The 13,233-nt window shown below is 71.7% G+C and carries 1 protein-coding gene (running past both ends of the window); it reads right to left on the reverse strand.

The whole window is internal to an NUDIX domain-containing protein gene (locus tag CFP66_RS13475) on the reverse strand: the coding sequence, 41,457 nt in all, runs 13,536 nt past the left edge and 14,688 nt past the right edge, and what appears here is coding positions 14,689-27,921, spanning codon 4,897 (complete) through codon 9,307 (complete); the first complete codon in reading order (the gene reads right to left) occupies nt 13,231-13,233. The start codon and the stop codon both lie outside this window.

The following is a 13,233-nucleotide window of genomic DNA, read 5'->3' on the forward strand; positions in this document are numbered from 1 at the left end:
ATCGGCTGGCTGCGCCGGGCCCAGCAAGATCGTCCACATCCCGATCAGCGGGGCGGACGCAAGGACCACCACCATCGCCACCTGGCGACGGAACGTCTCCAGCTGGGCGCGAGTCAGCTCACCCGCGCCGATCAGCGCGCCGACGGCCACCAACACACCAACCGACGCGGAGACCGCCAACGGCTGCACCATCGGCACGGACAACCCGACGACCAGGAGCGGAGCCAACAACCCGAGGACCGCCAGGCGGATGTCGAACAGCTCCCGAGAACTGTCGTCGCGCGCACCCTCCTGATCGACCAACCGCTGTTTCCAACCCGCAACACCCAGCCCCACAACCACAGCCACACCGACCGTCACCAGTCCCCACGCGGTCGTGGCAACCGCGAGTCCGGCCATGGAGGCGACCGAAGCCGGAACGGCACCTGCCATCGGTGCGCCCTCTACCAGCAAGGGGCCGGTCAGCACGATCACAGCCACGGCGATCCGCGCTACCCGCAGCAGCGGCACCGCGCCCAGCCAGGAGACCGTCTCCGGCGACCACACGGCAGGCGGTGCCCGCGCGCCGATCCCGTTCGCCCGCCGCTGCGACCCGGCCGTCTCCGCCCTCCACCCCGCGGCGAACGCCTCCGCCGCCCGCGCGACGTCTTCCGGAGACAGTGCACCCAACGGATGCGCGGGCCGGTCGGGCAGGCGGGGCTGTGACAGCGGCCCGTGCGCACCCGGGCCGGGGTTCGCCCCTCGATCCGTCCGGGCCGGCCCGGACGGATCGGTGTTCACCCCGACAATGACCACGGTCTTGTCGTCGCGCCCACCCAGGGTGTTCGCGGCGTCGACCAGCTGCCGTGCGGCCCGTCCCGGGTCACGCACCGCGATGTCGAAATCGACCGCGGCCGCCAGGTCGGACGGATCGGCGAAGTTGTCCGAGACACCATCGGTCACGACCACCAGCAGCGCCGGCCCGACCACCGTGATCGTGTGCGTCTCCGCGGTCGGCGCCGGCCGCTCGCCCAACGACCGAGTACTCGCCGACGCCGGACGCGACGACGGCGCACCCTCCACCGTCTGCTCGGTGGCCAGGTTGTCGTCAACGGTCACCAAGGTCGCCCGCCCCTGCGCGTCGATCAGATAGACCCGGCTGTCACCGACCCCGACCAACACGACGTCGCTGCGCCGCGCCGCCGGGTCACCTGCGCTGTCCACCGATGGGCTGACGACGACCGCCCGGAACCCGGTCAGGTCCGGCTCCGTGGCGTCGGCCTGCGGGGTGGTCGCGGCCGCCGCGGCGTCATAGACCACCCGTCCGACCTGCACACCGCTCGCCGCCTCGGGCTGCTCCGCCGTCGCCGCCGCGCCGGCCCGGACCGCGACCTGCGAGGACGGGACCGTCCGCGGGCTCACACCCTGCTGGTCGGCGACCATGACCACCACCCGCCGACCCGAGCGCAGCAACCGCACCGCGTCCCCGCCGTTGCCGACCGGGCCCGGCTCCACCACCCCGGCCGCACCCGGAACCTCCACCGTCGTCGCCGGGCCCAGCTCGGCCACGGTGGCGGGGATCGCCGCGCCGTGCGCGGTCAACGACTCGATCGCCTCGTTGATCAGTTCCCCGTTCATGCGGATCGCCACGACCAACGCGGCGCGACGCCGCTCCAGCCGCCCGATCCCACCCTCGACCAACTCACGCGAACCGACCGCGACACCCGCCGCCGAGTACAGCGACGAATACCACGTAGGCGCCGCCGGCCCGTCCAGGTCGGTGAGCACCGCCTGCAGGAACGCCAGCCGCTGGTGGACCACCTCCAGCTCGCTCCAGTGCGCCGCACGCAGCCGCTCCAACCGCGCCAACAACCGCCGCTTCTTGCGCACGTCATACGCCGCCGCACGCGCCGCCTTCCGCGCCGGCAGCCCGCGCACCCATGCCCGCGCCGTCGCCGGCAGCAACCGGCGCAGCCCACGTTGCACCCGGCCCGGCGGATGCTCCGGATGCATCCCCAGCAGCCGTGTCCCGACGTGCCGCAGCAGGAACCCGAAGCCCTTGACCAGGTCCAGCTTCTTCTCCCGGCCCCGCCAGGTCACCGTCACCGACTGCAGCGACAGCCGGAACTCGAGGAAGTTGGGCAGCGCCGATTCACCCGGGCCGACGCCGATGAGCAGGTGGGCCTGCGAGATGAACTCGAACACCCGCCAGGACCACAACGACCAGTCCCGCACCAGCGCCCAGTCGGACAACCACTGCCGCGGGTGGAACCCGACCAGCCGGGGCATCTTCGACACCAGGTCGATCTGCTTGCCCGGCACCGTGAACATCACCAGCCCGCCGGAGAGCCGGGCGAACCGCAGCACCACCAGCTGGCCCTCGACGCGGAACAGCACGAACAGACCCAGCGACCGGTTGTCCTTCTTCGTGACGTGCGGCTTGCCCACCGCGGCCGTGTCCAGCACCGTCGCCCCGCCGACGACCTCGCCGTAGGCCTTGACGAACACCTCGATCACACCGAGCCACTCCAGCCACCCCGGCAGCGGCACCTCGGTCACCACGGAGAAGAACCGCTGGCGCGGACCGATCGTGGCCGCCCGGTTGAAGATCGCGGCCTTCGCGATCCGCCACCACCGCACCAACCGCTTCCGCAGCGTCAACCGCTGTCCCTCGGCGAGGTCGCCCTCCTCGTCCTGGCGCACCAGCTTCACGTGCGGCAGCCCCAGCACGGAGTCATCCAGCTCTCCCGCGTGTTCCTGCGCCCCTGGCGAGTAGACCCGCTTCTCCGTGCCCCATGTCAAGCGCGGCAGCCCCGCGACCAGCCGACCAGCCAGTTCACGCACCCACACCACGCCCCGATGCACCGCGAGGGACATCGCGGCCCAGAACGACGAGACCGCCCGGGCGAGCCGGCGCACCGGGGCGTCCGACGCCGCTCGCTGCAGCCCGTCCCGCAACGCGTCGGCCAGCTCGTCGGCGGTCCGCGTGTCCAACGCGTCGTCACCCAGTACGACCGCCGGGTTGCCCAGCAGCGCAACCACATAAGCCGGTGGCGCGCGTGCCAACAGGTCGCGCAGCATCTCACTCGGCCGCGCCACCCGACCCCGCCGCGTCCGCACCACGACGATCAGGCCGGCCGCCTGCAGCTCAGCCGCCCACCGCGCCAGCACATCCATGCCGGGCAGACCGGCGAAGAACACCGACAGACCCGCCAGCCATTCCGGATCCCCTGGCCCGGGCACCCACTTCCCCCGCCGCAGCAGCGACAGGTTCACCCCCGACTTCTTCTTCGCCCCCGATGTTGTCGACCGGCCAGCGCCGACCACCAACCGCAACAACTGGACCGGCCCACCAGCCGAACCCGCAGCCGGCAGCTCCGCCACCGGCACCCGCTGCCACATCCGCGAGCGCCACCGTGCAACACCGGTCCTGACCACTCCGGCCACCTTGCGGGCGCCCCACAGCACCACCCCGACACTCGCCGCCGCGAGAGCGAACGGCGCGACACCCTGGACCCAACCCGGAACACCAGCCAGCCCGTGCGTGGCCTGGGCGACGGCGCCGGCGAGCGCGATGCCCACAACGACCGTCCGGATCGAGACCGAGCCCGACTCCCCGTCGGCGTCACCCGACCCGGTCTGCGTCGACTCGGCGGGAGCGGAACGGAAGACGTACTCGTGGTCGGGCGCGTCGGCCGAGCCGAAGCCGACGCGGCTGCCGTCCTGGAGCCGCGTGGCCTCGGTGATCGGGTTGCCGTCGACCCGCACGGCACCGCGCCCGAGCGCGACGACGTACCACGCGTCACCGCTGAGATAGATCGCGGCATCGGCTCCGGCGAACCCGGGCACGGGAAGGTCGACACCCGGGTGGCTGCCGGCGAGTAGCCCGCCCGTCGGGACCCGGAACGTGTGGCCGACGGAGCTCACCAGCCTCGGGTCGCCCTTGGCCTCGCCGCCGCGGGTCGGTGCTCCCGGGGGCAGCAGTGCCACCACGGTGTCGCTGTCCGACCGCACCAGCCGCCCCTGCCCGTGCAGTTCGACCACGACGTACAGCTGGTCGCCGGAGATGCCGAGCTCACGGGCGTCCACCCACGGCTGCTCGGCGATCTCCAGCAAGGAGATCATCATCGATGCGGTGCGCTCGCTCATGGCGAGGGCCCGTTGGAGGCGCAACTGTTCGATCAGGCGGACCACCGCAGGCAGCCCGTCCAGCACCGCCCTGTGGTCCTCGCGGAGGTCCGGCCGCCTGAGCTGCGTGTCCCGCTGTGGCTTCACCAGCTCGACGATCGTGATCAGCTGGTCCAGGCGAGAACTCCCTTGCGGACTGCTCAGGCGAGGAATGCTCGAGTCCCACCCATCAATGCTGATCAAGGCGGACGTGATCTCCACCAGCGCCTCGAGGCGCTGGTCGACGTCCACGAATTCGTACGGGTCCGCGACCCGGCGTGCGAGCTGCTCGACCAGCGACCTCGTCCGATCCGCACGCCGGTCGACGACGGCGAGCTGTGCGGCGATCTGCGCGGCGAGTGCATCCTGGCCGGGACCGGCCAACAGGCGCGCGTCCGTCAACTCACGACGTGCCTGGCCGAGTAGAGCCGCCTGAATGCCCACCTCGCTGTCCGGGACTGCCACTGCCTCGGCCAACAGCTGGTCGGCGCGGTCCAACGCATCGCGGGCGCGGGCGGGCGACGGATGTCCTCGGCCGTCGCGGGCCGCGGGGTGGTCCTCCGATGCCGCCGGGCGCTGCCCGCGTTGCTGCCACAGCAGGACGGCCACCAACGCCACGCCGAACGGCAGAACCCGAACCGCGACCTCCAGCGACCCGGCCACCAACGCGACCAGTGCCGTGACCCCGACCAGCAGCCCGACGACCGCCAGCGCCACCGGCGCCTTCCCGGCCTCGTCCCCGGCCGAGCCTCGCGGCCGCTGTGCAGGCTGAGTGAGCAGCCTGTGCAGCGCCCACAGCGTCATCACGGACCCGAACCCGGTGACCGTCGTGATCAGAACCGGCAGCGCGGGGCCCACCGCCACCAGCACCCCGACCACGAGCCCCGCGGCGGCCACCGGCGGTGCCACGGCCCGCACCCCCCGGCCGAGATCCGCCCGCACCGCGGGCGGGCTGTGGGTCAACCGCGCCCGCCACTTCAGCAGCCGCCATCCGCCCAGCCCGAGGCCGGTGACCACACCCGCGATCAGCAACGGCGCCCAGTGCGCGGGCCAGATCGCGAACAGCCCCCAGTACAGAAGGCTCACGGCGGCCGCACCGTCCATCACCTTCTGATAGCGGCTGCCGGCCAGACCCGGCCTCCGCGCCGCCACCATGCCCAGCACGCTGGCGTACCCGAACGCCACCGCCAGCGCGGTCGACACCGTCAGCAGCAACGGATCGAAGTCCAACCAGCCCAACTGGTAGATGTAGTACCCGATCCCGGTGTTCGACACGACCGGATACCCGAACCAGGTCAGCAGCCCGCCGGCCACCCGATGCGGCTGCGCACCCCGACCCTGCCACTCGTTGTAGGCCGCGCTCGACGCCGACGTCCCGAAGATCACAGCGGTCGCCGCGAACAGCGCCGAGATCACCGCCGCCGCACCCGTGCCGGTCACCGCCGCCACGGTCAACCACCCGGCGTTCACCACGAATGTGACCAGCAACGCCGTGGTCAACACCCACCGCGAGCCGGACGTGCGCGGCACCAGCTTGAGGAGGATGAGCAGGTTGAGCAGCCCCCGCAGGGCGAACGCGGCGGCGCTCGCCGTCTCCTGCCCCACGACGATCGCAACCAGGGACAACCCCAGGACGACCACCGCGAACCCCGCCGCGACCAGCCAATGCCGCGCCGCGGCACTGTGCGTCCATGCGGCCGAGGCCCCGGCGAGGCCACCGGCGATCCACCGCAGGCCTCGCACCGACCACCGCCACCCGGCAGCCGCCAACCCGGTCACGAAGCGCCGCACCAGCACCACACCGACCGCGGCCACAACCAGTCCGCCGCCCGCCACGACCAGCCACAGCCCGGCCCAGCCCGCGGGCGGCCCGCGCGCGGGAGGCGACGACGGGGCCGCCGACGACGGCGGCGAGGACGGCTCGACCGGCGCCACCGTGGGCGACGACGGCGACGGCTGAGACGACGGCGGCGCCGTCGAGGGGGACGGCGACGACGACGGCTCGACCGGCCGCCCCGGATCCTGCTGCGGCCGGTCCTGCTGCGGCGCGCCCTGACCCCCAGGCCTTCCGTCGTCCGCCGGCTGGCCGGGGATGACCAACCGCTCACCCGCGAAGATCTTGCCCCGGTCACGGTCGGCGAACCCGTTGACCTGCGCCTGCGCCAACCGGTCCGGATCGACCTCGAAACGCGCGGCGATGCCGGGGAACGTGTCACCCCACCGCACGATGTAGCTGCCGTCCCACCCCAGCGGGATCGTCAACCGCTCGCCGGGGTAGATCAGACCCGGGTCGGCCCCCTCGAACCGCGCCCCGTTGGCGTCCAACAGTCCGACACGGCGATCATCCGGGGTCGACCGCAGCGGCACGTTCAAGCTCTGCGCCAAGTCGTACGGGTTGTCGTCCGGTTGCACCTTCAACTGGTCCGGCAGCGTCTCGCCCGACCGCGCCACATCCCGCTGTGTGTCCCGCTGCACGACCCGTTGCTCCGACGACACCTCGGCCGCAGCCACTGACACACCCGGCGGTGCCGCGGCCGGGCCCACACCGGCCATCTGCACACCGGACACGGCCGGCGGACCCCGCTCCCGCTGCACATCGGAGGCGGCAGCCACGGCGTGCCCCGCCGACTCGGTCCCGACAGCAGCGCCTGCCGACGGCGCCGACACCGCACCACCCAGAACCAGCAGCACGCTGACCGCCACCGCAGCCCCCGACCGGCCCACCACACCCACCCGACGAGCGGCGCGCTCGTCGGACCGGGGACTCGCCTTACGCACCAGCCGGAACACGACCACGCCCAGTACCGCGGTGGCCACGGCGCCGACGACCACCAGTGAAGAGACCCCCACCGCGACCGCCACCCCGTATGCGGCAACGCCGAGCACCGGCACGCCGAGCAGCGCGCCGACCAGGGCCGAACCTCGCTCCGAGTCCTCGACGCCGGTCGCCGACGGTCCGCCGCGCTCGTCCGCGCGCTGACGCATCCGCGCCCAGTCCAACTCGGCGACCAGCTCTTGCGCCGCACCGAAACGCAGGTCTTCCGAGCCGACCCGGGCCAGGAAAGTGGCCTCGAACTCCTGCACCCGCCTTCCGAAGCTGCGGCTCAGGCCGTACCGGCGCAACTCGCGGAACTCGGCCCAGGTGTCCGTGAACCGCACGACCGCCAGGGCCCTGCCGTCCCGGACGACCGTGTACGCCAGCACATCCCGGAAGCCCTCGAAGCCTGGCCGATCCAGGTGGACCACCGGGACACCGCGGTGCCTACGCCGCTGACGGCCGTCCAGGAACGGCTCGACCAGCTTCTCGAACTCCGCCTTCCGATCCCCGGTCAGCTCGAGACGCGGGCCGCTGGTGGCCAGCGAGCCGCTGCGCACCCCAACCGTCACCGCGCCACGCCGGGGCTCACCCGCGCCGACCGGCGGACCCGCGGGCATCTCGCCGCCGGCCACAACCCGCCGATCCCGGCCGAGGTGGTGGGCGGCCAGGGCGAGGACAGCCAGGTCCACAGCCAGCACGACCCGTTCGGCCACACCCACCGACAGCAGCAACGGGATCTGCTCCGGATCGCTCACCACGCGCGCTACGAACAGGAGCCACAACGTTCCGATCGAGCCGGCCCACGCAGCAACCCGCATCCCGCGGGATTCCGACAGCTGCCTGGCCAGCAGGAAGCCCGATACACGCACCCCCACCGACGCGAGACCGAACGCCGCCAAGTGGACCCCGTGGGACAAGCCGCCGACCGGAGTAGCCGGCGACAACGCCATCAGCGCCATCGCCGGCGCCATCAACGCCACCAGGGCCTGCACGAGCCGTGCGCCCTGCACGCCGGACTTCCCCACCATGACCGCGACCAACGCCGCAGCCGTCCCCACCGCAACCATCGCGGCCGGCACCAGGATCTGTCCGGCGGCCGTGACGACGTACTCGCTGACCGGCTTCGTCACCGACATCTCGGCGGCGGCCAGGAGGTGCAGCGCGCCCACTGCGCCCACCGCGAACCCGAGCAGCACGTACACCACACGCACCGGACCGACCACGTTCTCCCCATGGCCCGTCAGCCACCGCACTGCCGCGCCGACACCGGTACGCACCGTCGTAGCAACCCACCGGCCGACGCCCCGAAGCGCGGCAGGCAGGAACCTCCACGCAAGGACCGCAGCCGCGACAACCACAACAGCCACCACCAGCGCGGCCGTCCCACCAGCCGGAGCCACCCCCGGACCCGTGACGCGCAGCCACGCCACCGCGGCCGCAACCGGCAACCACGCAACGACCCGTTGCCGGTCCGTGCCGTCCCCGCGGTCGCCATACAGGTCCTCCTGCAGCGACGCCAACCGCCGGGACGTGACCCTGTCCAGCCACGACAGCCCGGGCCGGTACCGCTTGTGCTTGCGCCAGTTGTTCCGGGCGACCCGATCCATGACGTACTGAAGTTCCGCGACCCGCCCCTTGGCACGCATCAGACCCTCGGAGTCCAGTGCCGAGAAGGCCTGGCCAACCTCCCGCCGCGCCCGCTCGACCTCAAACGCACGCCCCAAGCTGCCGCCCATGTTCCAGCCCGGCTCGATCCGCACGGTCCGCGCACCCTGGTTCATGCGCTGCAGCAGCCACATGATCAGAGTCACGTCGGCGAGGAGCAGCCCCAGCGTCCCCACCAACCCCGCACCGGACACCCCGACGAGCCACGACACCCCACCGAGCGCGATCGCCGTGTAGATCGACGGGGACCCGGTGAGGCCCAACACCCGAACGGCCTCACGGCCGCGCTCCCCACGAGCAGCCACGATCCGCTTCCCGAGTCGCTTCACCGCGACCCAGATCGCTGCGACAGCCCCCACGTTCACCACGGCGAGCAGAATCTGGGAGCTGAGGTCGACCGCCCCGGCGGCCGCAGCAGTCGTGGCAGCGGCCGCCGACACCGGCGCCACCAGCACCAGAACCACGGCAAGCGTCACTGCCAGGGCGACCGCGCGCCACAGGCCGGCCTTTCCGAAGCGGGAGGTCTTCGGGGTGTCGGCGGCGGACGAGGTAGCCGGTCCCGGCCGATCCCGGCCGTAGTAGCGGTCCAGCGCCTCCTTGTCGAGACCGCCCCAGTTTCCGAAGTCGTCTCGGTACCCGTGCCCATTCCTCAGGAACGCGTTGGCCGTCCTGACCAGCTTGGCCCGGGTGTAGCGCGGCGAGGCCACCAGGGCCACATGCGCGAACACGAAGATGGACAGCAGCGCGGCAGTCAGATAATCGCCATTCTGTATCCGGACGATCAAGGACATGGCAGGGATGACTGCCCCCACGAGGTGCGTGACCTCGGCCCATAGATTTCCGTAGAGAATGAACCCGGTCAGGTTGTCCAGCGGGTGGCCAGCGAGATCCATTCGGTAGGCATATGCGCCGTCACCTGGCCTGGAGCCCCTTCCAATCGTGTTCATGACACGATCACGAACCCATCGACTTCCGATGCGCTCGTGCCGACGCACCGACGCCGCCGGATCACGCGGAATCAGATAGCGCAGCAGCAGGCGGCGCAGCAGGCCGGAATCGGTGTACTGGACCAGGTCGTACATCGTCGGCGGCGTCACATCCCGCTCCCTGTTCTCCCGATGCAGACCGCCGGAAATACCTCCTTCTTGCCTCCACATACCACTCGCGCCGTCGCGCCGTCCATCCGGTGTGAATTGTGGCGCCAAGACTCTGTCGGCCGCCGACCAGGCCACGACGATCACACCTGAAACGACCAGCATCCATTCAGCAACAACCAACCCCATCACAACCAAGCCGACTCCGAGAAGTCCGAGAACGACATACCTCGGAGCCAGCCCCTGGCCGTGCGATTGAGCGTGCCGGGTCGCCGTTTCGCTGGTGCTCGCGTCAAGGGCCTGGACGTCGGCGGGATCCCGCACACCGTTGTCCGCGTCGATTCTCGGCGCAGCCTCGCCCACCACGGTCGACAACGTCCGCACCTCGCCGGTCGCCTCGGCGGGCGGCGAGCGCGCACCACCTGCGCCGAGGCCGGGCGCCGGCACCGCCGGCCGCCTGCTCAGCAGGCCGAGCAGAACAGCGATCGCCCCGGACAGCGCCGCGAAGCCCAGCACCACCAACGGGTTCGTCCCCGTCAACGGGCTGCTCGGGGTCCACAGACCGTCGGCCGACACCGCCTGCGCCACGCCGAGCATCGCGGTCGCCGCGAATGCCAACCCACCGGCAACCGGGAGCACCGCCCGGCGGAACGCCGTCCACTGCGCCTTGGGCATCGACTTGACACCCAGGACCGACCCGGTCATCGCCACCGCACCCGCCACCACACCGAAGAGCGCCGCGCCGAGCGCCAGGTTCACGTCGAGCCACCCGGCCGCAGTGACCACCCGCGCCAGCCCGTACAGCCCGGCCGACCCGATCAGCCAGGCGACGGTGGTCAGCCCGTGCCGGTGCACCCACAGCTCTCTGGCACCACGCCCCGCCGCCGCACCCACCGGCCGCCACACCCACCGGGCCAGGGAACCCCACAACAGCGTCACCGCCGCCGCCACCGGCACCCAGCCGAACTCGTCAATGGCCTCGAGCCCGATCGGGAAGCCGACCTGCAACGTCTGGACCACCGCCACAGCGGCCATCACCGCAGGTACCGCCCGCTGGATCCGCACCCATTCGGACCGGGCCACCAGGCCCTCCCGGTAAGTGAAGGCGAGGACAACCACGAACACCAGAACGCCCGCAAACGCCATGACGGCTCCGATGACCGGGTCAACGCCGGCCAACCCGAGCAGGAACATGCCGATCACGATCGTGCCGACGGCCGCAAGCCCAACGCCTCCCACCTTGATCCGGAACCCGCCTTCCGGCGCGTCCTTCACCAGGCCGGCGAGCCGTTGCTCCACGTCCGCGTCGACCCGTTGTGCCGCGTCCGGAACCGCCTCCATCAGGGCGAGGGCGTCCTCACGGGTGCCGCCCTCGCCGTTCAGCACATCCCACAGAACCGCGACCGCCCGCTCCCGGGCCCGCAGCAGGTCATGCCCCAGTCGCTTCGCCTCGGTCAGCCGCCGAGCCTCCGACCACCCGGTCCGGACCCGATACTTCAGCTCGTACCGATCCATGTCCCGCCGGAAGTTCGACCGCAACCAGCCACGATCGGCTTCGGCAAGGAACGTGAGTTCCTTCTCCACCTCGGTGAACCGCACGACCACCATTCGCTGCTGCGCGGGAACCCAGATCGTGTACCGCTTCAGCACACCCGCGAAGGGCAGCCCCTCGATCGACACCGTCACGACCGGCGCCGACACCGCACGCCACGTGATCTGCTCGATGTCGCCCTCGTCCAGCTTCGCCCGGACCCGCGGAAGCAACTTCGCTTCCAGCCCCAGCCGCTCTTCCTCGCCCAGCTGGAACTCGGACTCCGGCCGCAGAACGTACGACCCACCCCGGCCGTAGTGGCGGCGCTGACCGACCGCCGCCGAGAGATCGTGCCAATTGTTCACCGGGGGCGGCAGCCCGGTGTAGCCGTGTTTCGTATCCACCGGGTGACCGACCGGATCGGCGCGCCCGCTGGTTCCGGACGGCCGCGCGGTGCCCGGCGGGCCGGAGCCGGCACCTGCCTCATCCGCACCACCGCCACCCGGGGTCGCGGCACCTCCCGTGGCCTGCGGGCCATCGCGGCCCGGACCGCGGGAGTCGGTGTGCACGTTGCCCGTCTCGCTCAGGATCGACGTCAACCGACCGGGAGTGAATCCGGTGATCTTTCCGATGTCCACGGCCCGCACTCCGGCCGTGTGCGCTTGACGGATGGTCGGTGCAAGCTCCTTCCACCGGTTCGGTGCGTCCACGGCCGCCGCCAGCTCGATCTCTGCACGGGCCGCCGAATCCTGAGCCGCGACCAGGTGCCGCCGGGCGTCCCGGGTCACCGCTCGGGCCGACGCATCCATCGGCATGAAGATCTGTTCTGCGTCGGTGACCGCCGCACGGAGGGTGTCGACGGCCGCCGCGTAGTCGTCGGAGTTCGCGGTCACACCTGGCACCACGCCTGCGAGGGCCTCGCCAAGCTGGCTCTCGTACAGGTTGGTGATCTCCCGGATGTCCTCGGGCCGAACGCCTGCTCGGTAGGCGGCCCGTACGGCCGGGGCCAGGTGCCGCGCCTCGCGCTCGTCCAACTCCTCCATCGCGGCCTCGGCGCGACGCAGCGCTTCCGCCGCTTCGGCGATCCCGGCCTCGGTGACACGGAGGTTCCGGCGTGCAGGCTCGACTTCCGCATCCGCCCTGCGCACCGCATCCCGCAATTCCATGGTGGCGATGTCCCGGACGACCCCGGCAACCTGATCGTGCGACAGCGTCGTGTTCTCAGCGATCCGCTCATGCGACAGGCCCGCCTGGTGCGCCCGCCAGACGTCCCGCGCCAGCAACGCCAGCCTGCTCACGTCGAGCCGGCCCAGGGTCGCGTCGACCAGCTGCAGCTCCGCGGCGGCACGGGCGACGGCGCGGTGCTCAGCGGCCAGGTCGCCGGCTCCGCTCCGGATCACCGTGTCCCGCCGCGCCTCGGCCGCGACGAGGTTCCGCCAGGCCGTATCCCGCAGCGTCATCCAGGCGGAGCGAGCGCCGTCCACTCGGTTCGTTGCGGCCCGCAGCACAGTCTCGAGCGACTGCCGCGCGGAGTCCTCCTCCGTGTCGCGGGAATCATCGTGGCCGTCGCCCGCACCGGTGTCGTCGGCGAACTCCGCTGTCGGGTCATCGGCCGGGGTCGCCTCATCGGCGTCCGCGTCGAGCAGCCCATCGCGCACCGTGCGCTGTTGCGCGGCCCGCTCGCGGTCCTGCGCTGCGTCGTTGCGCAGGTCTGTGATCTGCTCCGGGCCCAGCAGGTTGAACTCTTCGGCACCATCCGCCGCGTGGTCCAGCTCGGCGGCGCGCTCGTCCCAGTAGTCGGCCACCTCGGTGGCGTGCTCGATGAGGCCGTCGGCCGTGATGTCCCGGTCGACCACGGCGTCCTCAGGCAGCGTGGAGAGCAAGGCATCGAGGATCTCGACCTGCCCGTTGAGCTCATCCAGATCCGCCTCGTCCGCGAACGGGTCTGCCCGGTCGCGCAGGTCCAGTGACCGTTCGGC

Source organism: Pseudonocardia sp. MH-G8 (assembly GCF_002262885.1).
Taxonomy (GTDB): Bacteria; Actinomycetota; Actinomycetes; order Mycobacteriales; family Pseudonocardiaceae; genus Pseudonocardia.